The organism is Betaproteobacteria bacterium, from assembly GCA_016709965.1.
In the GTDB taxonomy this organism is placed as follows: Bacteria; Pseudomonadota; Gammaproteobacteria; order Burkholderiales; family Rhodocyclaceae; genus Azonexus; species Azonexus amarohabitans.
On sequence record JADJLT010000001.1, the window covers coordinates 1,045,454 to 1,070,000 of the forward strand.

A 24,547-nucleotide genomic window follows, 5' to 3' on the forward strand; every position below is an offset into this window, starting at 1 on the left:
GACACAAACAAAATGCACTATTGCAGTGCAACAATCGCATGGCTTGCACGCCTTTAGAGCAGCACCTTCGCCATGTCGATGATGTCGCGCGCGATTCTCGCCATTGGCTGACCGCGCTCCATGGCCAGCTTGCGGATAGCGTGATAAGCCGCATCCTCATCCAGACCGCGCGCCTGCATCAGCACGCCCTTGGCCTTATCCACCAATTTTCGATCAGAAAGCTTCTGCGAAACTTCGTCGAGTTCGCGCCGCAGCGCCTGCGTCTCTTCAAAGCGGGCGCGCGCCACTTCAACAATCGGCTTGATTCGCTTTGGATCCAAACCGTCGACGATATAGGCCGACACACCCGCCTTTACGGCATCGCGAATGGCATCCTGCCCATCCTCATGCGTAAAAATGACCACTGGGCGCGGCATATCCTTGTTCATTACCGCCAGATTTTCAAGCGTATCGCGGCTGGGCGACTCGGTATCAATCAGGATGACGTCCGGTTGCAGCTTCTCGACTTCCGATGTGAGATTGTCGGCATCGGCCAGAATGGCAGCGACCCGATAGCCGGCTAGCGCCAGCCCCGCGCAGATTTCACCAGCGCGAGAGCGAGATTCATCGATCACAAGTACGTTAAGCATGGTGCCTAACTAGCAAGCTACAGGCCAGCCACCTCCAGGGCGGCACTCGCCATGGCCTGAACCACCAGTTCATGTTCACCAATGGCATTACCAAGTGAAAACTCGACCTCAGGGTAGGTCGACCGCAGCATGTCCAGCATCTCCGGGGTCTCTTTCTTCAAATGCCCGCCGCGCGCAATGAACATCGGCAGCACGACAATTTTGTCCGCTCCTTGGGCAATCAATTCGGCCGCCCGCTCAGGCAGCGTTGGCGCCATGAATTCGAGAAAAGCGAGTTCAACCGGAACGGCACTCATGCGTTGGCGGACAACCGCCTGCACGCGGCGCATCGGATTGGCCCATTCCGGGTCGCGTGCGCCGTGGGCGAAAAGAATCAGGGCTGTAGTCATGGTTCGATACTCGTTGTGAATGTTTGAATTATCTGGTCTCTATGCGGCTCAACGGCGCCTTAGACCGGCCTTTTCTGTGATGCCATTAAAACCAGCGTCAACAGGCAGAAGGCAGCGCCCGCGTAAAAGGTAGAAGAGGCGCCGTAGACATCCCACATAAAGCCGGCACAGACACTGGCCAGCAACATGGCGAGCCCGCTGATCAGATTGAAAAACCCGTAGGCAGTTCCACGCAAATCGGCCGGTGCAGTATCGGCAACCATTGTGGCCAGCAAACCCTGTGTCATGCCGAGATGTATGCCCCACAGGACCACGCCGGCAAGAACCGTACGCCAGTGGGCGCTACTTGCCAGCACGAGGTCGGCAGCGATCAGCACAAACAGGCCGATGACCAGCAACCGCGTGTGGCTGACGCGATCTGACAGCTTGCCGAAGGGATAGGCTGACAGCGAATAGACAACGTTCATGGCAACCATGACCAGAGGAATCAGCGCCAGTGCCATGCCCCCCTGCTGCGCCCGCAAGACGAGAAAGGCTTCACTGAAACGAGCCAGGGTGAATAATCCACCAACCGCTACCACCCACCAATAGGGTGCAGAAAGCCGCGACAGATTGGCCCGGCTGATCGGATTACGGCGAGTGCCCGGCACAGCATGATCCGGCTCACGAACACCAAATACTAGTAGTGCAACGGCTAGCAGACCCGGAATCACCGCCACCCAGAAGACTGCCCGAAAATCGTCCTGCCACAGCAACATCAGACCTACCGCCAACAGCGGACCGGCAAATGCGCCCACGGTGTCGAGCGACTGGCGCAAGCCAAAGGCCGCGCCACGCAGTTCTGGCGGCGCTATGTCGGCCACCAGCGCGTCGCGCGGCGCACCGCGGATGCCTTTCCCTACGCGGTCGGTCAGACGGGCGGCGAGAATCAGTCCGGCACTCGAGGCCAGCGCAAAGAATGGCTTGGTCAAGGCGCCAAGCGCATAACCAAACACCGCCAAACCTTTGCGCTTGCCAAGGTAATCACTGAGCGTCCCGGAAAAAATCTTGACGATCAGCGCCGTCGCCTCGGCGAGGCCTTCGATAACACCCACCATCAGGGCGCTGATGCCAAGGCTACCCACCATGAACAACGGCAACAGGCTGTGAATCATCTCGGACGAGATATCCATGAGCAGGCTGACGAAGCCGAGCATCCAGATGCCGCGTGGCATTTTGGCCGGCATCGGCGTGGCGTCCTTTGATTCAGTCATTGAGGTCAGCTAGTCTGCATGAAGGAGGAGCGCAGCTTAATCGATTCCCCCTTCCCCGCAACTATCGCAAGAGTTTCAGCAATAAAATCAGGTTGACCGCGATGGATACTGCAGCAACGCCTTTCCAGAATTGAAGCGGATTGCGCTGGATCAATGGCTGCCGACTGGGCGCCGCAATTGGCCGAGTGGCGCCACGCTCCAGCGCCAGCACAAATTCCTCGGCAGTCTCGAAACAATCCTTGGCCTCGCGGGCCACTGCCTTGAGAAGAATATTCTCCAGCCAGCCGGGAATTTCGGGCCGCCAGCGCGTCGGGCGAGCCGGCTCTCCAAACCTCGGGGTCTGGAAGGGTTCGATCTCACCGTAGGGATACTTGCGGGTCAGCAGATGATAGAGCGTCACACCGGCAGCGTACAGATCGTAACCCTGCTGCGGCTCGGGATTGTCAAACAACTCGGGTGCCATATAGGAGGGCGTACCCGCCTGACCGATCGGATCATCCGGCTTGCGTTCGGCCAGACTGATCGCAACCCCCAGATCAAGGACGCGCAGCACCCCATCGTTGCCGAGGTGGATATTGTCGGTCTTGATGTCGCGATGCACGATATCCAGTCGATGCAGTGCGGCAATCGCCTTGAGCAAGGCAATACCCAGCCGCACGACTTCGCCCACCGGAAAATGCTGGTCTGCATCCAGTCGCGCTTGCAGTGTCGCACCGGCATGCCAGGTCATCAGGTAATACAAACAACTGCGCTGCTCGCTGGGGACCACCTGCGGGAAAAATGGCGAAACAACACGCCTGGCCCGCCACTCCTCCATCAGCAGCGCAGCAATGGCACTCGGGTCGCTCTCCATGGCCGGCTGCAGGGTTTTCAATACCAGTTGCTGGTTGTTGCGCGGATTTCGCACGCGATAGAGCAGCGTTTCGCGCGCATCATGCAGCACTTCTTCGACAATCATCTCGTCAAGCTCATGGCCGACTTTAAGACGATGCGGCAGGGGCAGATTGGCCGCCACCTCGAGACTGTCACGCAGGTTCGCCGATGGCAGCGCAAGGATATCGACGACCACGGCCGTTGCATTGTCATGACCACCGTGAGCCAGTGCCAGACTGGTCAACGCGGCCGCAGCGCCCTGCGGCTCCGGATGATCCAGCAATATCTCGGTCATCAGCACATCTGGCAGAACACCCCACACCCCATCCGAAACAAGCAGAAAGCGATCATTGAGCGCCAGCTCGCCATCGGAAAAGTCGAGCAGCACGCGCGGATCAAGGCCGATCGCGCGCGACAGCACGTTATTCAGTTCCGGATGCTCCCAGATATGATCGACCGTCATTTGCTGCAACGTGCCACCTTGCAGGCGATAAATGCGGCTATCGCCAATATGCGCCGTATAGAAGCGGCGACCGCGCAAGACCAGCACCGATAGCGTGGTCGCCATGCCGGCCAGTTCGCTGTTGCGGCTGCCTTCGGCAATCACCCAGCGATTGAGTGCCGTTGTCACTGTCTCGATCGCGCGTGGCACACCCCAGGTGTCCGGCGTAGCGAAATAATCCGAGAGGAGCCCACGCACCGTATATTCGGAAGCCTCCCGACCGCCCTTGTGGCCGCCGATGCCGTCGGCCACCGCGGCGATCACCCCCTTGTTTTCGAGGTCCTGGCCATCGGGCGTGGCAACACCGCAATAATCTTCATTACGCTCGCGCGGCCCGGTCAGCGACGCGTAGCCGAGATCAATATTCAGGGGCATGGCAATTCCAAATGAAAAAGGCGGGTTAGCCTGCAAGGCCACCCGCCTGAACTGACTGGATTAACTGTACGTCAGATCTTGGCAGCCGTCAGGTGGCTGGCACCCCACGTCGTACGCCAGCGAGTCTTGACACCAGTCAGGCCAACCAGTGCCAACACGGCAAGGGCGGCAAAGATCAGGAAGCCGGACTGGTAGGTTCCGGTCAATTGCTTGGAGTAACCCAGGCTGGAAGCCAGGTAGAAGCCGCCGACACCACCGGCCATGCCGACCAAGCCAGTCATGACGCCAATTTCCTTCTTGAAGCGCTGCGGTACCAACTGGAAGACAGCACCGTTACCCATCCCCAAGGCCAGCATGGCGCCAACAAAGGCAGCCAGGGCCATCCAGGCTTCCGGCAGACCGAAGCTGACCATCGCAAGGAAGAATGCAGCGAAGACATACATCACGGACAGCGACTTGACACCGCCGATACGGTCAGCAACGTTGCCGCCGATCGGGCGAACCAGCGAACCGGCAAATACACAGCCTGCGGTGAAGAAACCTGCCATCTTCGGATCAAGGCCATACTGGGTGTTGAAATAGATCACCAGTGAAGAAGCCAGGCCAACAAAACCACCGAAGGTCACCGAGTAGAAGAACATGAACCACCAGGCATCACGATCCTTGAGCACTTTCATGTATTCGGCAAAAGTCTTCGGCGGCGGCGCATCCGGCGCATCCTTGGCCATGAAGATGAAGGCAATCAGGACAATGATCAGCGGAATCAGCACGATACCGAACACATTGACCCAGCCGAAAGCGGCAGCCAGACCCGGCGCAAACAAGGCGGCGAGCGCTGTGCCCGAGTTTCCGGCACCGGCAATACCCATCGCTGTGCCCTGATGCTCGGCCGGATACCAGCGTGAGGCCAACGGCAGCGCGGCAGCAAAGGAAGCGCCTGCAACACCGAGGAAGAGGCCGAGGATCAGCACTTCAGCGTAGGAATGCACACCGACCTGCCAGGCGTAAGTCATGGCAGCGATGACAACGACCTGACCGATGATTGCCGCTTTTTTCGGCGATAGGCGATCAACCAGGATGCCCATGACAATGCGCAGCAGCGCACCAGCCAGCACCGGCGTGGCGACCATCATGCCCTTTTCGGCATGAGACAGCCCCAGTTCCTTGGCAATGCTGATGCCCAGGGGGCCGAGCAGAACCCAGACCATGAAGGCGAGATCGAAGTAGAGAAAAGCCGCGAGCAGCGTTGGCGTATGACCCGCCTGCAAAAATGATTTCTTGTCCATTTTTAGTTTCTTTCCGGTAAACCGTGGGAACGGTCGTTTAAGAGGATTGCTAACTTCAGCGCATGGCGTCGTCGCCATCTGCCCACCCTCATTGGCGGAAAATCGCTGTGATGACCTTACATAGCAAGCTATGCGCCAGAAACACAACCGATTGATTTATAAGCACTATCAATTAAGCAAGCACAAAGCGTTGCACCAAAAAAGGGCGCTAGCTATATTGCGGCGCAGCATTTTGGGATGCGCTTGGTGAAATTGGCTGAACAACAGATACGTCTTCCCAATAAATCAGGCGGCACGCATGAGTGGCCAATACTCAGAAGGCGCATGATTTTTCATTTTTCGCCATTTTTTCCGGTTGACCGCAGCAATCAACTTTTGCCCCGGAGAAAGCCTCTCCGGCACCTCATCGGAAGCGCGCGACGCTCAACGCAATCACCACCAACATCAATACAAACGAAACGCTCTTCCAGAAGATCACCGGGTTGCGCTCAATGAGCGGTGGGCGGGTTTTGTTCAAAAACTCGTTGTTCGGGTGATGGAGGTCATAGACGAACTCCGATAATTCTTCGTAACGTTCGAAAGGATTCGGTTCGACGGCTTTTCGGATGGCATCGTCGACCCAGGCCGGAATCTCGCGCTCTTCGTTCAGCACCGTTTTGTAGGTGAGTTTTTTCTGAGCCGCCTTGGTGCGCGCCCGGGCGACCTCGGCGCCATAGGGCAATTTGCCCGAGAGCATCTGGTAGGCGATGACGCCGAGCGAGAAAATATCGGAACGTGACGAGCCGTTTTCGCCGAGAAAGTATTCCGGCGCAGCATAGGCGGCCGAGCCGAGCAGGTTGATCTGCTCGATGGGCGTGGCGATTTCCATGATGCCGGCGACGCGGGTGGCGCCGAAATCGAGAATCTTCACGGTGCCGGTACCGTCGATCATGATGTTGTCCGGTTTTAAGTCCTGATGCACCATTTCGAGGCGGTGAAAAGCCTGCAGGCCCTTGGCGATCTGTTCGATGATGCCGCGTACGGCAGGCAGGTCGGGCTTCGGGTTATCAATCATCCATTGAGCCAGCGTCTGGCCCTCGATGTATTCGGTCACCACGTAAATGAAATTTCGCTTGCGCGTTTGCGAGCACGGCTTGAGGACATGCGGGCTATTGATGCGCTTGGCGATCCACTCCTCCATCAGGAAGCGTTCAAGAAAGGCGGTGTTGTCGGCCTGATCCACCGATGGTGTTTTGATGACGACACGCTCACCACTGTCGCCATCCACGGCGAGATAAATATGGCTGCGTGCACTACCCTTTATTTCGCGCACGATCTGATAGCCGTCGAAGGTCATCCGGGCATCGAGCGGCGGCGGAAAAGGCAGCTCCGAGAGCTGCCGGTACATTTCGTTGGACTCCGGGCTGGGCAGTTCGTCGATACGGATGATCTGTGCCGTCAGGTTGTCGCCACTGCCCCGACGATAAGCTTCGTCAACGATCTCCCGAGCCGCCTGGTCGAGCTGGTCAGTGCAGCGATTGACGGCTTCTGAAACGAAGGCCCCGTCTGTAAATTCGTAGACACCGTCGGTCGCCAGCAGAAAGACGTCGCCAATGGTGAGCGGAATGGGCAGATAGTCCACTTCAAGCTTGCGGTCCATGCCCATGGCGCGCGCCAGATAGCTCTGTACCGAAGAAACCCGAACCCGGTGGTCCTCCGTGAGCTGTTCGAGCGCCCCGCCCTTCAGGCGATAGATGCGGGCATCGCCGACATGGAAGAGATGCGCGGTGGTCGATTTGATGACCATCCCGCTAAAGGTACACACATAACCACGCTCGCGATCATAGCGATGCTGGCTTTGCTGGGTCTGCGAATGCAGCCATGAATTGGTGGCGACGAGCACATGCTCGGCCGATGTTTTAACGGACCAAGCATCGGATGTGCAATAGTAATCCTCAAGCAGAGCCAGCACGGCAGCCTGGGCTGCCTCCTGGCTGACCGCGCTGCTGCTGATGCCATCGGCCAGCGCAATGGCGATGCCCTTGCCGCTGAGTTGCGGCTCTCTGGGAATGCAGATGCCGTGAAAGTCTTGATTGGCTTCCTTGCGGCCTTTGTCCGAATATTGCCCGGCGGAAACTCTGAGTTGTTGCGTCATTGCAGATCAGCACCATCCAATGAAAAAAGCCCCTGCCATCAAGGCCAGAGGCTTTCAATTTACACCGTAGAGATCAAGCGGCGACGCGCTTCGGTGCGGTGCGAACGTGGGTGGAGTACAGGGTCAGACCAACGAAGGCCAAACCACCGACCAGATTGCCAAGCACTGTCGGAATCTCGTTCCAGATCAGGTAGTCGTAGATCGAGAAGTTGCCACCCAGCATCAGGCCCGATGGGAAGAGGAACATGTTCACGATGGAGTGCTCGAAGCCCATGTAGAAGAAGAGCATGATCGGCATCCACATCGCGACCACTTTTCCGGTCACGCTGGTGGAGACCATGGCACCGACAACACCAGTGGACACCATCCAGTTGCAGAGCACACCGCGAATGAACAGGGTCAGCATGCCGGCAGCACCGTGGGCAGCGTAACCCACTGTACGACCTTCACCAATGTGGCCAATGGCCTCGCCAACCTTGTTGGGCGGGGTATCAAAACCGAAGGTGAAGATGACAGCCATCATCACCGCTACCGTGAATGCACCGGCAAAATTGCCGACGAAAACCAGCCCCCAGTTGCGCAGCACACCACCGAGTGTGACACCCGGACGCTTGTCGATCAGAGCCAGCGGCGCCAGTGTAAAAACACCGGTCAGCAAGTCGAATCCAAGCAGATACAGCATGCAGAAACCCACCGGAAAAAGGACAGCACCGGCCAGCGGCTGGCCGGTCTGCACATTGATGGTGACGGCGAATGCTGCAGCCAGTGCCAGGATGGCACCTGCCATGTAGGCGCGGATCAGTGTGTCACGGTTGGACATGAAGACTTTTGATTCGCCTGCATCAATCATCTTCGTTACAAACTCAGCTGGAGCTAGGTAGGCCATGCTATTTCCCCTTAATTAAAAATTTGTATGGGTCGTTTTTTTTAAACGGCGAGAAAAACACTGCCGTCTTCGACCTTCACTTCGAATTTGGTGCAGGAGCCAACATCCGGCGCCACCACATGACCATCCTCCAGGCCAATGTTCCAGCCATGCAACGGACAGGTCACGCGCTTGCCATGGACGATGCCTTGTGACAACGGCCCGTTTTTGTGCGGGCACTTGTCGTGAATGGCAAATACTTCGTCATCCGAGGTGCGAAAGATGGCGATATCGCCGCCATTAGCTGGTTTGACCACTCGAGAGCCCAGTTGCGGAATGTCGTTCAACGGGCAAATCAGTTTCCAGTTACTCATTTTTTGTCCTTTTTTCTGAATGCTCAGGCTTCGACCATGATGGGGATGAACTGCTTGATGGCCTCCGGCTCACGCGAGGTCGCCCACGGATCCTTGGCGTCCTTCAGCGAGTCAAGCAACGCGGCGTAGAGCGCCTTGCGACCTTCTTCATCCTCAAGAATCTTGCCCTTGATGTAGTCCATGCCGACGCGTTCGAGGTAGTGGCAGGTACGCTCCAGATACCAGCCTTCAAGGCGATACAACTGCAGGAAGGCGCCGGAATACTCCATGACATCTTCGTCTGAGGTCACTTTGCACAGGAACTGCGCGACTTCGGTCTTGATGCCACCGTTGCCGGCGATATAGATCTCGTAGCCGGAATCGACACCGATGATGCCGACGTCCTTGATGCCGGCTTCGGCACAGTTGCGCGGGCAGCCGGAAACAGCGAGCTTGACCTTGTGCGGGGCATACATGTCGAACAGCATCTTTTCCAGCTTGACACCCATGGACATGGCCAGCTGCGTACCAAAGCGGCAATGCTCGGCACCGACGCAGGTCTTAACAGTACGAATCGACTTGCCGTAGGCGTGGCCGGAAACCATGCCTGCGGCGTTGAGGTCGGCCCACATCGCCGGGAGATCTTCTTTCTTGACGCCGAGCAGGTCGATACGCTGACCGCCAGTCACCTTGACGGTCGGCACGTTGTACTTCTCGGCGGCATCAGCAATGGCGCGCAATTCGTTCGGCGTGGTCAGACCACCCCACATGCGCGGCACGACGGAGTAAGTGCCATCTTTCTGGATGTTGGCGTGTGAACGCTCGTTGATGAAGCGCGATTGCGGATCATCTTTGGCTTCATGCGGCCAGGTCGAAATCAGGTAGTAGTTCACCGCCGGGCGACACTTGTCGCAACCGTTCGGCGTTTTCCACTCAAGGGCTTTGAAGACGGCTTCCTTGTTGGTCAGGTGCTGATTCAGGATGGCGTCACGGACCGCCTTGTGCGACTGCTCGGTGCAGCCGCAGACCGGCTTCTTGTCTGACGCTGCCGGGGTGTAGGCGCCGCCAATGGTCGAGGCGAGAATCTGCTCAACGAGGCCGGCACAGGAACCACAGGACGATGCTGCCTTGGTGTGCTTCTTGACCTCGTCCAACGTGAAGAGACCCTTGGCCTTGATAGCCTGGACGATGACACCCTTGGTGATGCCGTTACAGCCGCAGACCTCGGCGCTGTCGGCCATTGATGCAGCCTTGTTGTTACCGGCATGGCCAACGTCACCAACCAGTGACTGACCAAAGATCAATTGATCGCGGATGTCATGAATGTCGCGGCCATCCTTGAGCAGCTGGAAGTACCAAGGGCCATCGGCCGTGTCGCCGTACATGACACCGCCAACCAGCTTGTTGTCCTTGATGACCAGCTTCTTGTACACGCCACCGTAGGGATCGTTGAGGATGATTTCTTCAGTATCTTCACCGCCCATGTAATTGCCGGCAGAGAACAGATCAATGCCAGTGACTTTCAGCTTGGTGGATGTTACGGAACCGGTATAGCGACCAATGCCGTAACCGGCCAGATGGTTGGCAGCAACCTTGGCCTGCTCGAACAGCGGCGCAACCAGACCGTAGACCGTACCACGATGGGTGACGCATTCGCCGACAGCGTAAACCTTCGGGTCGTAGGTCTGCATGGTGTCATTGACCACGACACCGCGATTGCAATAGATGCCTGACGCTTCAGCCAGCGCGTAGTTCGGGCGGATACCGGCGGCCATGACAACGAGGTCCGCCGGAATTTGCATGCCGTCCTTGAAGCGAATCGCGGCAACGCGGCCGGATTCGCCTTGAATCAATGCCTCGGTCTGCTTCTGCAACAGGAACTTGAGGCCTTTGTCTTCCAGTGACTTCTGCAGCATTCGAGCAGCAACTTCATCGAGCTGACGCTCGAGCAGCCACGGACCGATATGCACCACAGTGACATCCATGCCCCGCAGCTTGAGGCCGTTGGCCGCTTCCAGACCGAGCAGGCCGCCGCCGATGACCACCGCATGCTTGTGCAGGCGGGCGGCCTCGATCATCTCGTCGGTATCCTTGATATCGCGATAACCGATGACGCCAGGCAGATCATTGCCGGGGATCGGCAGCATGAACGGGGTTGAGCCGGTAGCAATGAGCAAGCGGTCGTATTCTTCCTCCGTGCCATCTTCCGCGATGACCTTCCGATTGGTACGGTCGATCTTGGCAATTTGCTTGCCGGTATGCAGCTTGATGCCTTTTTCCTTGTACCAGTCCAGCTCGTTCAGGACGATTTCCTGAATGGTCATTTCGCCGGCAAGCACCGGAGAAAGCAGAATACGGTTGTAGTTCGGGTGCGGTTCGGCACCGAAAATCGTAATGTCGTAATGATCAGGCTTGATCTTCAACAACTCTTCGACGGTGCGGACACCGGCCATGCCATTGCCGATCAGGACGAGACGGGGTTTGCTCATTTGGGGCTCCAACGTTGCGCGCACCTTGAGGTGCAAAAGTGTGTCAGCGCATGACATCATTGCCATCGAGCTGCCGTCGTTGGCTGCTGATTCGCTGCTTCAGTGAATCTCTTGCAATCAGCGTGCCAGGTCGGCAAACATCTGATTTTTTGCGGTTTTTCCCGGTTGACCGTAGCAACGGCGCACCAACTCAGTGCTCTAAAAGCCAGTGCGGTGCAGATTCAGATCAATTGCCGCCCATCAGCAAACCTGTCGCTTCGACAGCGACAATGGCCTTTGCCTGGTTAAAGTCTTCGGCATAGCCACTTGCAAAAAGAAGGCAGGCCAACTGATTGGCCAAGGGCTTGGGCAAGGGAACCTGCTTGTCGAGAATGCGCCGGATCCATTTGGCGGTGCTGACGGCATCACTGGCTTCGGGCAGGTTTGGCAGGGCACGCAGACTTTCATGCTCGGCTTCGAACAGAACATCCGAGGCACCATCATGGATGAATTCAAGTCGTGGACGACGCTTTGGGTTGGCGAATGGTTCGCCTTCCGTGCCGCGCAATAGCAACGCACGCTGACCGTTGGCCATCAGCGTCTCACGCATCAGTTCGATAAAGTCCGGGTGAGTCGCGGGTGCAACCACAACCGAATCCCCCCGAAACGGATTGATCATCTTGACCAAACTATGGGCGCTGTTGCGAACGCCCATCCGGCTGCGCAGTGCCAGCAGGTTATGGATGCCAGGGCAAAGGGCGCTAAGCGGCAAAAATGCCAGCCCTTTTTCATCAATCGCGATCTGTCCTTGCGTCATGGAAGCCGTCGGCATGATCCCGAGCTCACGGAAAATATGGGCTGTCGTCACCCGCCCGAATCCTTCAATCAGGCCATGAACAACGACCGGCACGCCAAACCGCTGCAGGAGCAAGGCCAGCAATGGGGTCAGGTTGGGTTCCTTGCGTGAGCCATTGTAGGTCGGCAAAACGACCGGGCGGACGCGCCCGTGCGGCATTTCTAATTTGTGCGTCCGCTCGTCAGCGGCCTCCAGAAAGCCCAGCATTTCATCCAGTGACTCACCCTTGACGCGCAAGCCAAGAATGATGGCACCCATTTCCAGATCGGGCACACCGCCGTCCAGCATTGCAGCATAGAGCTGCTTTGCGTCATCACCGCTCAGGTCACGCGACCCCTCGGCCCCTCGGCCGATCTCTTTGATGTATTGCGCATAACTCATGTGGTCTCCTCCGGTCGCAATCAGACTGCTGCTGCGATTTTCTTTTCATGTTCTGCGACCATGCGCTTGATATCCGGAACGCATGAGCCGCAGAAGGTGCCGCACTTTAATTTATCCTGTAGTTTAGGCAAGTCTGCCCCACTCTCCAGCTCATGGCCAATCTGCACGTCGCTAATATCGGCGCATTTGCAGATGATGTTGCGAGCGATCATGGTCACCGGCGGCTTGGCAGAAGGCGCCAAAGCGAAGCGAATCAGACTGGCATCGAGTTCATCCTCGGCCATTGCCTGCTTCAACCACGCCTGCGCCAAGGTTTCACCGGCAAGGCGCACTCCAAGGAGCCGCCCTTCCTGAGCAATGGCTTTTTTGCTCACTTTTCGAGTGGCATCCACGTAAACAATCGCACCATCAGTGGTATCCAGGCCGAAGAGACGGTCGATTTCTGCGATTTCGCTCTCGGCAATTGCCGATTCGCTTGCCGCCCGAAAAACAACCAATGGCGTCTTCCGACCGTACAGACCCACCGTGGCATAGGGAAATGCCTTGAGGGAAGCTCGCGCACGCTGCATAAGCTCCAGCGCCTCCGACTGATCCGCACAGCGTCTGAGCACGGCCAGCGGATACGTCAGATTGGCTTTAGTGATCTGTACTGCGGCATGTTTCAATTCGGGCTGCTTTGAATACGGATCAGTGGCATCACATGCCAGCGCGTTGGCCCCTGGCGTGTTCATGAACTGACTTCCCCAGTGCATGGGCATCCAGGCGCGCCCTTTGACCAGACCGGGCCGCTCAATGATTCGCGTCACCATCTCACCGCGGCCATTGGTCACTTTGACGAGATCACCTGACTCCAGCTCACGATGTCTCATGTCACATGGATGCATCGCGAGCAAAGGCTCATCTTCCAGATTGAACAAGCGAGGTACGGTACCGGTGCGGCTCATCCCATGCCAGTGATCACGCATGCGGCCTGACAAGAGACTAATGGGCAACTCGGGTGTAGTGGCATCCGCCAATGCCTGGTGCTGGATGGCGACGAAACGCGCCTTGCCATCCGGCGTTGGGAAGCGTCCATCTTCGTAGAGACGAACCTTTCCGGCGCTAGCGCCTTCCGGATAGGGCCACTGCTGCGGACCTTGTGCCTCAAGCAGGGCATAAGACAAGCCGGTGATATCGAGATCGCGGCCACGCGTGGTTTCGCGATGCTCGTTGAATATCTCTTCGGCATTCGCATAAGGGAAAAGCTTTTCAGCTGACGCGTGTCCCAGTTCTTTGCCTAGACGTCGGGCAAAATCGACCACAATTTCCCAGTCGTGACGCGCCTCTCCTGGCGCCTGAACAGCTGGCATCACCCGCGAAATGCAACGCTCGGAATTAGTGACTGTGCCGTATTTCTCCCCCCATCCACTGGCAGGCAAAAGCAAGTCGGCATAATCGGCCGTATCAGTGTTGCCATAAGTTTCCTGCAACACAACGTACTCGGCCGCCTGCAACGCTTCGCGCACAGCAGCTTGATTGGGGAGGGATTGGGCCGGATTGGTACAAGCAATCCAAACCGCCTTGATTTCTCCGGTCTTCAGTGCCTTAAAGAGGTCAACTGCAGATTTACCGGGTGTCGCGGGTACAAAAGGGACTCCCCAGAAACGCGCAATTTCGGCACGGTGCTCGGGATTCGCCATATCGCGGTGGGCCGACAAGAGATTCGACAGCCCTCCCACTTCACGTCCGCCCATGGCGTTCGGCTGACCGGTCAGCGAAAATGGTCCGGCCCCTGGCTTGCCAATCTGCCCGGTAGCGAGATGTAAATGAATTACTCCCGCATTGTTGTGAGTGCCATGAGCTGACTGATTCAACCCTTGGCAGTAGAGCGACAATGAGGCGTCGCTGGCACCAAACCAGCGAGCAGCTTGGATAATGTCTTCGGCAGGAACACCGCAGAGCATGGACACCTTGTCTGGCGAGTATTCTTTGACAATATCTGCCAAGGCATCAAAACCCGTGGTGTGTGCCGCGACATAGGCCTGATCCACAAAGCCTTCGCTGATCAATACATGCAGCATTCCGTTAAACAACGCGATGTCGGTGCCTGGCTTGATCGGTAGATGCAGATCTGCAATCTCCGCACTCTCCGAGCGACGGGGGTCTGCAACAATGATCTTTAGATTCGGATTTGCCGCCTTGGCATCTTCTATATAGCGAAAAATAATCGGATGAGCGACTGCGGGGTTGGCTCCAGTAATAAACATTACCTTTGCCTGAAGAATATCGGCGTAACTACATGGTGGCGCATCCGCGCCGAGGGTTTGCTTATAGCCTGCAACCGCTGAAGACATACAAAGGCGGGAATTAGTATCTACATTATTTGTGCCGATCAGGCCTTTAGCCAGTTTATTGAAGACGTAATAGTCTTCAGTCATTAACTGTCCTGAAATATAGAAGGCAACGGAATCCGGCCCGTATTGACGAATGGTATTTGCAAAGCGCTGCGCAGCTTCGTCAAGCGCCGCCCCCCAGCTCTGTCGCTGTCCAGACAGGCCACGTACCGTGCGTCTTTCTGGAAATTGCAATCGGTAAGTAGGGTTTGCAGTCTGATTCAGCGTGGCCCCCTTGGTGCAGAGGCGCCCTCGATTAGCAGGGTGTTCTGGGTCACCACGCAATCCTGTGACCACACCACTTTCCGACTCGATGAGCAAGCCACAGCCAACGCCGCAGTAGCAACAGGTAGATTTAACTTCAGTTTTCATGATTTTCCTTCCGAAATGCCATCAGCAACAGCTGTGCCACCTATTAAAATCATGGACTTGCAAATAAAAAGGGAAAACCCGGTAACGGATTTTCCCTTTTTTGGTGCAACAGACGAAGCAACCGTCCCTATTTGATGCGTTGCAGCTTGGGACGCCCTCCTTCTGGGCGTGGTGGCTCGGGTTGAGGTTCTTCCGAAGGAGATTCGACCTCGCAAGCATCGACAAAATTGACCCCACCTCCGTCATCCTCAGCATCAATTTCGAACGCCATTCCAGCGCCATTTTCGCGTGCATATATCGCCGAAATCCGTCCGACAGGTACGGACAAATCCCTGGCAACGCCACTGAATCGAGCCTGAAAATCGATAAAATCGTTACCTATCTGAAGCTTGCTGGTAGCCGTTGGGCCAAGATTTAAAACAATCTGGCCATCACGGACAAACTCACGAGGCACGCGAGTCCGTTCATCGACTTCAACGGCGATGTGCGGCGTAAAACCATTATCGCAACACCACTCCCAGATGGCGCGAAGCAGGTAAGGCTTCGTAGACGGTAGCTGCATGCTTACTTGCGCATCGCCTTTTCAGATGGCGTGAGCGCATCTATAAAGCCTTGACGGCTGAATATTCTCTCTGCATATTTCATCAAAGGGGCGGCAGCCTTACCCAGATCAATACCGTAGTGATCTAAGCGCCAAAGAAGTGGCGCAATAGCGACATCGAGCATGGAAAATTCATCACCGAGCATGAATTTTTGCTTATTGAAGATAGGGACAATTTCCGTAAGACGGGCGCGGATTTCCTGACGAGCTTTATCAGCCGTCTTTCCATTCTTTTCAATCACTTCCATGAACGAAAAAATCTCTCGTTCCATGCCCACCAACAATTGGCGAGCACGAGCACGCATGATCGGATCGGCTGGCATCAATTGAGGATGCGGAAAACGCTCATCAATGTACTCATTGATAATGTTAGGCTCGAACAAGACCAGATCTCGCTCGACTAACACCGGCACGCGATTATGCGGATTGATCGCAGCCATTTCTTCAGGCTTGTTGAACATGTCCACGTCAATAACCTGAAAATCCATGCCCTTTTCGAACAGGACAATACGGCAGCGATGACTAAAGGGGCAAGTAGTACCCGAGTAGAGGTTCATCATTTGTGACAACCTTCAAAATGAGATTCGGCATCGGGGGCAGGCCAAAGCCAAACCCGCGATGCCGTTATCGGATCCAAAAAGGATCAGTGAATGTCTTTCCAGTATTCCTTCTTGAGCGCATAAGCGACCGCAAAGAGAACAGCCAGGAAGGCAAGGACAAACCAGCCCAGAGTCCGGCGGAACTCCTGTTGCGGCTCAGCCATCCAGACCATGAAGCCAACGAGGTCAGAGACCGACTTGTCGAATTCAGCTGGAGGCATGGTGCCCGGAACAGCCAGTTCCAGCTTGTGCGTTTCGTGATTCAGCACTTGCTGGCCTTGCAGACCGTACAGGACGTGCGGCATGCCGACGTTTTCAAACACCAGATTGTTCCAGCCAGTTGGACGGTTCGCGTCACGGTAGAAAGAACGCAGGTAGGTGTAAATCCAGTCGGCACCGCCTCCGGCATTACCAGCTTCGCCACGGGCACGAGCAACAATGGTCAGATCCGGTGGCGTTGCACCAAACCACAGTTTTTGCTCATCGGAGCGTGCCGCAACCCGCATCAACTCGCCGATTTTGTCGGAAGTGAACATCAGGTTTTCCTTGACCTGCTGTTCGGTCAGACCGAGATCCAGCAGGTTCTTGTAGCGCAGGTAGGAAGCGCCGTGGCAGTTCATGCAGTAATTGACGAACAGCTTTGCACCATTCTGCAATGCAGCTTTATCGCTGACAGAACCCGGCCACTTGTCGATATGAGCGGAACCGCTGTTGGCAAATGCCATGATCGGCGCGAAGAGCAAGGCGATAAGGAATTTTTTCATTTTAGGCATCCTCTCACTTGAACGTCACACGGTCGGGAACCGGGCTGAACTTGTCCATCCGTGACCACCAAGGCATGCCGAGGAAGAATCCGAAGTAGAACACCGAACAAATCTGCGATACCAGTTCGCCCATAGGAGATGGGGACAGCGTACCCAAGTAACCGAGAACGAAGAACACAATCACAAAAATGGTCAGCAGCGTTTTGTAAATCGGGCCGCGGTAGCGGATCGATTTGACGGGGCTACGATCCAGCCACGGCAGGAAGGCGAAGATCACGACCGAAGCACCCATCGCAACCACACCCCAGAACTTGGCATCGAGGCCAAACAGCGGATAGGTCACAGCGCGCAGAATCGAGTAGAACGGCGTGAAGTACCAGACCGGCGAAATGTGCGGCGGGGTCTTCAGGGGGTCAGCCGGATAGAAGTTCGGCGTTTCGAGGAAGTAACCGCCACCCTCCGGCGCCCAGAACATCACAGCCGAGAAAACCATCAGGAAGACCACGACACCGACGATGTCCTTGACCGTGTAGTACGGGTGGAACGGGATGCCATCAACCGGATGCCCGTTGGCACCCAAGTTGGCTTTGATCTCAACACCGTCCGGGTTATTCGAACCGGTTTCGTGCAGAGCCAATACGTGAGCGGCAACCAGACCGATGAGTACGAGCGGGAAGGCAATAACGTGGAAGGAGAAGAAGCGGTTAAGCGTCGCATCACCAACCACGAAATCGCCGCGGATGATCAACGAAAGATCCGGCCCGATCACTGGAATCGCCGAGAAGAGGTTAACAATCACCTGAGCTCCCCAGTACGACATCTGCCCCCATGGCAAAAGGTAACCGAAGAAAGCTTCGCCCATCAGGCACAGGAAAATACCGACGCCAAACAGCCAGGTTAACTCACGCGGCTTGCGATACGAACCGTAGAGCAGTCCACGGAACATGTGCATATAAACCACGATAAAGAAGGCTGAAGCGCCGGTGGAGTGCATGTAGCGAATCAGCCAGCCACCAGAGACGTCTCGCATGATGTATTCGACCGAAGCAAATGCAATCGGCACGCCATTGGCGTTGAGCGCAGCATCGGGCTTGTAATGCATTACCAAAAATATACCGGTAACGATCTGGATGACCAGCACCAGTAGCGCCAGAGAACCAAAGAAGTACCAGAAATTGAAGTTTTTCGGGGCATAGTACTCGGAAAGGTGCCCCTTCCACATCGAAGTCGCCGGGAAACGTGCGTCAACCCATTCCAGAGCGTTACCGGCCAGCGAGCCGTCAGATTTGTATTTCTCGAAATTGCCAGCAGCCATTTCTTATGCTCCCTTCTTGTCTTCGCCGATCAGGATACGGGTATCTGCGAGATACACGTGCGGCGGCACTTCGAGGTTGGTCGGGGCAGGCTTCGACTTGAAAACGCGACCGGCGAAGTCGAAGGTCGACCCGTGACATGGGCACAGGAAGCCCCCCAACCAACCAGCAGGCATCCCCTCTTCGGTGCCGGCCTTGAATTTCTGACCAGGAGAACACCCAAGGTGTGTACAAATACCCACAACAACCATGATTGCCGGCTTGATCGAGCGAGTGTCATTCTGAGCATAAGTTGGTTGCTGGCTAGCCTTCTCGGACTTCGGATCAGCTACCGCATCAGCCAACTTGGGCAGGGTATCCAGCATCTCCTTGGTACGGTTGATGATCCAAACCGGCTTGCCGCGCCACTCGACGGTCATCATCTGACCCGGTTCGAGCTTGCTGAAATCCACTTCGACCGGAGCGCCTGCAGCTTTGGCGCGTTCGGATGGAAGCAAGCTGGAGACGAACGGCACGAGAGCGGCAACCGCGCCCGCCCCGCCCACGGCTGCGGTAGCAACGACCAGACGCCGCCGTCCGCAGTCCATTTTTCCTTGATTGCTCATTACGCTGACCCCTAACGGAATTAGATGGGATAAAAATTAAACGCTAAATTATACGATATTGGGCGCCTCGATAAAAGCCGTTATCAGTCACCACAAAGCCTACGTTCGCGTAACGCCTGGGCCAGAGTGCCACTATCTACATATTCGAGTTCGCCACCGACCGGCACACCGCGGGAGATTCTTGTAACGCTAACCCCTTTGGATCGAAGCATAGCCGCAATATAGTGCGCCGTCGCCTCACCCTCGTTTGTGTAATTGGTGGCAAGAATAACCTCTTTAACAACGCCATCGACCGCTCGAGCCATCAATCTATCCAGACTAAGCTCTTTAGGCCCAACACCATCCAGTGGAGATATCTTGCCCATCAGAACGTAATAGAGTCCACGAAAACTAAGCGTCTGCTCCATCATATTCAGATCCACAGGGGTCTCGACTACACAAAGAAGAGTCTGGTCTCGACGCGCAGAACTGCAAAGCTCACATACATCCAACTCGGAAAACGTGTTGCAGTGCTGGCAATGCCGAATAACCTCCAAGGAATGCACGATTGCCTCACCCAAACGCTTCGCCCCAATCCGGTCGCGCTGCAACAGGTGGTAAGCCATGCGCTGCGCTGATTTCGGCCCAATACCAGGCAGGCAACGCAATGCCTCGATTAGCGATTCAAGCCCTGATGGCGTCACAAATCAAAAGGGAAGCTTAAAACCTGGAGGCAGGTTAAGGCCGGATGTAAATCCAGACATTTTCTCTTGGCTCAACACCTGGCCTCGCCGAACCGCGTCATTCAGTGCCGCGGCAATAAGATCCTCAAGCATTTCCCGGTCATCCATAACTGACGGATCAATGCTGACCCTGCGCACTTCGTGCGCACAATTCATAACTACCTTTACCATTCCCGCGCCAGCCAGACCCTCAACCTCAATTTGGGCCAACTGGTCCTGAGCCTTTTTCATATTTTCCTGCATCGCCTGCGCCTGCTTCATCAGGCCAGCCAAGCCACCCTTCATCATATTCGTATCTCCATTAGACAATAGGTTTAATTGACGACTGTACTACCGAAGCATTTAGGGACTCAATTGCATCGCGCACAAATTCATCTTGCGCAATCGAGGCCGTCGCTTTTTCCTGCCTCTCCTGACGTTGACGCCCTATGCTCTCCGCTGGCGTGTGAGACTCGTTAAGTGCAAGTTCGATTCGCACCAACAATGGCCGGCAAAAATGTTCGCTCAAAGCATGCTGCAACCGATCTGGCCCAGGCTTCATTTGCAAATGTGCAAGAGCCGGGGGCAGCCGAAGCAAGCAAATTTGCTCATCCAACTGCCGGAGTTCGCAATTCTGTGCAAGCTCCTTCGCCATCCCAGACAAAGGCAGCGAAGTAACAATTTTATGCCAGTCTGACTCAGAAGACGTAGATGCAGCCCCTGATATTTGCACCACTCCAACAGATGGAGATATTTCAGGTAACGGTGCTGCAGCTATCGGAGCCGCCCGCTGGCGAACAGTCGATTTGCTGCGAACAACTGCCGTTTCGAGCAAATCAGAAACTTTACTAGGAGCAAAAGTATGCAGCCGCAGCAAGGTCATAACAAAGCCTGAATACTCATCCGGTGCGACAGATAATTCAGCGCGGCCATTATTCACGATTTGGTAGGCTAACTGGACAAACTCTTGTGAAAACTCTGCTGCAAGCCCCAGCAATCGATCCCTGTCTGACTCCTCATCGTCAATAGAAGGCACACATTGTGCGACCTGCAACCTAACCAACAAAGCCCCAAGTTCCTGCAATGCAGCAGAAAACGACAGACTACGCATACCTATATCCGCAGCCACTTGCAGCAATGGCGATGCGTCGCGGTCCTTCAGCGCATCAAGAATTGCAAAAATATAATCATGATCCACTGTCCCCAGCATGCTTCTAACCAAGGACTCTTCAACCCGCCCTGCGCCATGGGCGATAGCCTGATCAAGCAACGAGAGGGCATCACGCATACTCCCAGAAGCCGAACGCGCAACAAGCCCAAGCGCTGGCATATCGAACGGAATACCTTCCGCCTGCAAAATATGGCCGAGATGCCCTGTAATCGCCAATGCGGGCATCTGTTTCAAATTAAATTGCAAACACCTGGACAGAACCGTTACCGGAATTTTCTGAGGGTCAGTTGTTGCAAGTATAAATTTGACATGCTCCGGAGGCTCCTCAAGCGTCTTAAGCATAGCGTTGAATGCTGAATTGGAAAGCATGTGGACTTCATCGATCACGTAGACCTTGAAGCGCCCACGTGTTGGTGCATACACTGCATTTTCGAGCAATTGACGCATCTCGTCGACACGCGTGTTGGTTGCCGCATCTACCTCGAGCAAATCCACAAAACGACCACTATCAATCTCGTGGCAGGCAGCACATACCCCACAAGGGTTTGCGGTAATACCCACTTCACAATTCAACGATTTTGCGAGAATTCGAGCGATTGTCGTTTTGCCAACGCCTCGAGTACCAGTGAACAGATAGGCGTGGTGCAAACGCTGCTCAGAAAGCGCGTGCGTCAAAGCACGAACCACATGCTCCTGCCCAACCAGCGTAGAAAAATTGCGCGGCCGCCACTTGCGCGCAAGAACCTGATAACTCATGCGCTACGCACCAATCGAAAAAATGAAAGTGGCGAGCCTAACCCCCGGCACTTGCAGCAAATAGCTGTGGCTGCTTCCTTCCGGACCTGACCAAGTTCACCACCCTGCAATGCGGGGAGACCCGCCGAGAAGGATTCTAACACAAGCCTCAACATGGCATATCATGACAAGGATGCTATTTCCGTTGATAAACCATATGCACCCGGCGAATCTAGGCTGATTTTTAAGTCAGTCGGTGACTTGAGGCTGCCAGCGATGCGGCAGCAGTTCGCTGACGCGGCTTGCCGGTCGAGTCGGCTGGCGAGTCAGGAAATCCTTCAGGTAAGGCATCGGCTCATGGCCATTGAACTTGGCGGACTGAATCAGACTCATGATAGCGGCGGCGCGTTTGCCGGCGCGCAAGCTGCCGGCAAATATCCAATTCTTGCGGCCGATCACGATAGCCCGGATCTGATTCTCGATCCTGTTATTGTCGATCGGCACTTAGCCATCGGACAGGTAATGGAGGTAATGGGTCAGCGCCACCCAGCGTCTCAGGCGCTGCTTTTGGCTGTGCAGATAAAAGAACTTGCGTCGGGCGTGCGCCATGCAGCCAGCTTCTGTTAGGCCATTGGCCAGCAGTGTCTTGTAGCCAGAGCAATCATTGCGAATCAGTGTGCCACGCCAGTCACCCAGAAATTCCTGGGCATGCCTGCAGGCACGACTTTCAGCAAAGCCATAGATGACTGCTTTAGTTGGCTCAAAGGCACCGATGCTGTATGACCAGAGATAGGCACGATGTGTCTTGTCGGCCCCCGGATCAAGCATGAAGACCGGTGTTTCATCGGCGTGGAGCACCCGATGCACGAGCATCTCATCCTTCAGCGCATCGACTAGGGGCTGGAGTGCCACACCGCATTTCCCCACCCATTGCGCCAGAGTGGATTGCGGGATCGCCAGACCGGCCCGACCGAAGATGGTTTCCTGCCAATAGAGCGGCAGATGATCCTGATATTTGGCAATCAGGAGTTGAGCGAGCAAACCGGTTATCGGGATGCCTTTGTCGTTGACGTGCGCCGTTACCGGCACCTAGATTAGCTTTTCGAATTGTCCGCAAATCCATTTTCCACGTATGTGGCGCTCGAGACCGAAGACGCCGGGCGTGCACGGTGCCCATCATGTACCAGCACTTTCATCCGATTGGCTCGTCGGTTGGCAAATAAATAGTAAGCGCCCGGCGAACTCATATATAAATTGATGCGTTAGACCGCGAAGATCCTGTCCCCGTTAGAAACGATGGTGGACACTTTCGATGGAAATCCAGAAACCAAGTCGGCGCCGTCGGTATCACCCGGAGGAATTCAAGCTGGCGGTGATTGCGGCATGTGTTGAGCCGGGAGCATCGGTTGCTGGCATTGCGATGGCCAATGGCGTTAACGCTAATCAGGTCCACCGTTGGATACGTGAGCGCGGCATCGAAGTGCCGAATCGGCGCTTGTTAGTGCCTGCGGCCCAGCCCATTCCGGTGACAGCCCCGGAGTTTGTGCAACTGCCGCTTGCCCCTGCTGTACCTGTATTGGGTAATATCCGGATCGAAGTCCGCCGGGGCAACACCGCGATCAAAGTGGACTGGCCGGTCCAGGCATCCGGAGATTGCGCCACCTGGTTACGCGACTGGCTGCGATAATCCGGGTGGATGCCTTGTGGCTCTCAACAAGACCACTGGACATGCGGGCGGGAATGGGCGAACGCCGTCCAGCGTTTGAGTCTGTAATCAATCGCTTTGGCCGTTGAGGATCCATTCGGCACCTGCAATCGGTGCCGAGTCAGCCAGTCATGGAGTTCATCCAGAATCGGCTTGGCCTGCTCCTGGCGTATTCGTCGCCGTTCGTCCGGGCTCAGCTCGGCGACTTCCCGCTCGACCTGGTAGAGCTTCTGAATGGTGGCCAGCGCCTGTTGGGCAATCTGGCTCTGGTTGTTGGCATGCAGGTCGAAGAATTTCCGGCGCGCATGTGCCATGCAACCGGCTTCGGTGACGCCGTCGGCGATCAGGGCCTTGTAGCCCGAGTAATCGTCGCAGACGAGCGTGCCGCGCCAGTCGCCGAGGAATTCCCGGGCATGTTTGCCCGCCCGGCTGTCGGCAAAGTCATAGATCACCGCCTTGATCGGCTCGAAGGCCCCAATGCTGTACGACCACAGGTAGGCCCGATGGGTCTTGCCGGCGCCGGGGTCAAGCATCGCCACCTGCGTTTCGTCAGCATGCAGTACCGGGTAGGTGAGCATCTCGACTTTCAGGGCATCGACCAGCGGTTGCAGGGTAACGCCCATCTGGCCCACCCTCTCGGCCAGCGTCGATTGGGGAATCGGCCAGCCGGCCCGGCCAAAGATGCCTTCCTGACGATACAGCGGCAGATGATCCAGATATTTGGCGATCAACACATGGGCGAGCAGGCCGGTGGTCGGAATGCCTTTGTCGATCACATGGGCCGGCACCGGCGCATGTACCAGGGTTTCGCATTGGGCACAGGCCCATTTGCCGCGGATGTGGCGTTCGACCGTAAAGGTGCCCGGCGTGTAGTCCAGTTTCTCGGCGACGTCTTCGCCGATGCGCTTCATCTGGCAACCACAGGCGCAAGTGGTCGATTCCGGCTCGTGGTGAATCTCGGTACGCGGCAGTTCCGCCGGCAGCGGCTTGCGTTTGGCCTGGCCCTTGGGTTTCGTTTCCGAAAGCTGCGCCAGCTCTTCGGTGATCGCCGCCATGTCCGCCGCCAGGGTTTCCTCGAACAGTTGTCCCTGTTCAACCGGCAGGCGTTCCGCGTTGACGCCGAAGTAATGGCGCTTACGGTACGCCACTTCATGCGTCAGTTTGTCGATCTTTACCTTACGCCAGTTGAGCTCACGGTCTTGCTCGACGAGCAGACGGCGCAATTCGTCGGCGCTGAGTTGATCA

General features: G+C 56.0%; 21 protein-coding genes, 1 other RNA gene and 1 pseudogene (1 of these 23 only partly in view). 1 reads left to right on the top strand and 22 read right to left on the bottom strand.

What is annotated here, in order from left to right; genetic code table 11:
• Positions 1-53: 53 nt before the first annotated feature.
• The 21 genes and pseudogenes from IPJ12_05220 to IPJ12_05320 all read right to left on the bottom strand — a co-directional run bounded on the left by IPJ12_05220 (position 54) and on the right by IPJ12_05320 (position 22,758).
• Positions 54-629, bottom strand: a complete 576-nt coding sequence (locus IPJ12_05220; protein MBK7646568.1) for an ANTAR domain-containing protein — start codon at positions 627-629, stop codon at positions 54-56.
• Positions 630-646: 17 nt separating this feature from the next.
• A complete protein-coding gene (locus IPJ12_05225; GenBank protein MBK7646569.1) occupies positions 647-1,018 on the bottom strand; it encodes a CbiX/SirB N-terminal domain-containing protein in 372 nt (123 codons plus the stop codon).
• 59 nt (positions 1,019-1,077) lie between these two features.
• The gene (locus tag IPJ12_05230; GenBank protein ID MBK7646570.1) at positions 1,078-2,232 is read right to left on the bottom strand and encodes an MFS transporter; all 1,155 of its coding nucleotides are present in this window, start codon (positions 2,230-2,232) and stop codon (positions 1,078-1,080) included.
• 100 nt (positions 2,233-2,332) lie between these two features.
• A complete protein-coding gene (locus IPJ12_05235) occupies positions 2,333-4,021 on the bottom strand; it encodes a bifunctional protein-serine/threonine kinase/phosphatase (protein MBK7646571.1) in 1,689 nt (562 codons plus the stop codon).
• A gap of 71 nt (positions 4,022-4,092) precedes the next feature.
• Positions 4,093-5,307 (bottom strand): NarK/NasA family nitrate transporter, encoded by a 1,215-nt coding sequence (locus IPJ12_05240; protein MBK7646572.1) that lies wholly within the window; start codon positions 5,305-5,307, stop codon positions 4,093-4,095.
• A gap of 403 nt (positions 5,308-5,710) precedes the next feature.
• On the bottom strand, positions 5,711-7,441 hold the full coding sequence (locus IPJ12_05245; protein ID MBK7646573.1) for a bifunctional protein-serine/threonine kinase/phosphatase: 1,731 nt from the start codon (positions 7,439-7,441) through the stop codon (positions 5,711-5,713).
• Positions 7,442-7,514: 73 nt separating this feature from the next.
• Complete coding sequence (locus IPJ12_05250) at positions 7,515-8,327, bottom strand: formate/nitrite transporter family protein (protein ID MBK7646574.1); 813 nt, start codon at positions 8,325-8,327, stop codon at positions 7,515-7,517.
• A gap of 41 nt (positions 8,328-8,368) precedes the next feature.
• Positions 8,369-8,680 carry a nitrite reductase small subunit NirD gene (gene nirD / locus IPJ12_05255; GenBank protein MBK7646575.1) on the bottom strand — a complete coding sequence of 104 codons (312 nt, stop codon included), beginning with the start codon at positions 8,678-8,680 and terminating at the stop codon, positions 8,369-8,371.
• A 23-nt stretch (positions 8,681-8,703) separates the two neighbouring features.
• Positions 8,704-11,148: an NAD(P)/FAD-dependent oxidoreductase gene (locus IPJ12_05260; protein ID MBK7646576.1), complete on the bottom strand. Its 2,445-nt coding sequence runs from the start codon at positions 11,146-11,148 to the stop codon at positions 8,704-8,706.
• Between the two features lie 226 nt (positions 11,149-11,374).
• Positions 11,375-12,364 (bottom strand): DNA-binding protein YbiB, encoded by a 990-nt coding sequence (ybiB, locus tag IPJ12_05265; GenBank protein MBK7646577.1) that lies wholly within the window; start codon positions 12,362-12,364, stop codon positions 11,375-11,377.
• Positions 12,365-12,384: 20 nt separating this feature from the next.
• Complete coding sequence (locus IPJ12_05270; protein ID MBK7646578.1) at positions 12,385-15,108, bottom strand: molybdopterin-dependent oxidoreductase; 2,724 nt, start codon at positions 15,106-15,108, stop codon at positions 12,385-12,387.
• A 127-nt stretch (positions 15,109-15,235) separates the two neighbouring features.
• Complete coding sequence (locus IPJ12_05275) at positions 15,236-15,670, bottom strand: ClpXP protease specificity-enhancing factor (GenBank protein MBK7646579.1); 435 nt, start codon at positions 15,668-15,670, stop codon at positions 15,236-15,238.
• A 2-nt stretch (positions 15,671-15,672) separates the two neighbouring features.
• Positions 15,673-16,269, bottom strand: coding sequence for a glutathione S-transferase N-terminal domain-containing protein (locus IPJ12_05280; protein ID MBK7646580.1), 597 nt, complete (start codon positions 16,267-16,269; stop codon positions 15,673-15,675).
• 83 nt (positions 16,270-16,352) lie between these two features.
• A complete protein-coding gene (locus IPJ12_05285) occupies positions 16,353-17,072 on the bottom strand; it encodes a cytochrome c1 (GenBank protein MBK7646581.1) in 720 nt (239 codons plus the stop codon).
• Positions 17,073-17,085: 13 nt separating this feature from the next.
• Entirely contained in the window at positions 17,086-18,387 is a 1,302-nt protein-coding gene (locus tag IPJ12_05290) for a cytochrome bc complex cytochrome b subunit (protein MBK7646582.1), read from the bottom strand.
• A gap of 3 nt (positions 18,388-18,390) precedes the next feature.
• Entirely contained in the window at positions 18,391-18,990 is a 600-nt protein-coding gene (petA, locus tag IPJ12_05295; GenBank protein MBK7646583.1) for a ubiquinol-cytochrome c reductase iron-sulfur subunit, read from the bottom strand.
• An 83-nt stretch (positions 18,991-19,073) separates the two neighbouring features.
• Positions 19,074-19,673, bottom strand: coding sequence for a recombination protein RecR (gene recR, locus IPJ12_05300; GenBank protein MBK7646584.1), 600 nt, complete (start codon positions 19,671-19,673; stop codon positions 19,074-19,076).
• Positions 19,674-19,676: 3 nt separating this feature from the next.
• Positions 19,677-20,000, bottom strand: a complete 324-nt coding sequence (locus IPJ12_05305) for a YbaB/EbfC family nucleoid-associated protein (protein MBK7646585.1) — start codon at positions 19,998-20,000, stop codon at positions 19,677-19,679.
• 13 nt (positions 20,001-20,013) lie between these two features.
• Positions 20,014-21,618, bottom strand: a complete 1,605-nt coding sequence (gene dnaX / locus IPJ12_05310) for a DNA polymerase III subunit gamma/tau (protein ID MBK7646586.1) — start codon at positions 21,616-21,618, stop codon at positions 20,014-20,016.
• Between the two features lie 27 nt (positions 21,619-21,645).
• Positions 21,646-21,744, bottom strand: an RNA gene (gene ffs / locus IPJ12_05315) — signal recognition particle sRNA small type.
• Between the two features lie 102 nt (positions 21,745-21,846).
• A pseudogene (locus IPJ12_05320) lies at positions 21,847-22,758 on the bottom strand (IS66 family transposase).
• A 151-nt stretch (positions 22,759-22,909) separates the two neighbouring features.
• Between IPJ12_05320 and IPJ12_05325 the strand changes: the two are divergent.
• On the top strand, positions 22,910-23,284 hold the full coding sequence (locus tag IPJ12_05325; GenBank protein ID MBK7646587.1) for a transposase: 375 nt from the start codon (positions 22,910-22,912) through the stop codon (positions 23,282-23,284).
• Between the two features lie 23 nt (positions 23,285-23,307).
• On the opposite strand, the gene IPJ12_05330 is transcribed toward IPJ12_05325, so the two are convergent.
• Positions 23,308-24,547: the 3' portion of an IS66 family transposase gene (locus tag IPJ12_05330; GenBank protein MBK7646588.1), read on the bottom strand. The gene runs 29 nt beyond the window's last position; 1,240 of the gene's 1,269 nt are visible here — the last part of the coding sequence; the start codon falls outside the window, past its right edge; it ends in the stop codon at positions 23,308-23,310.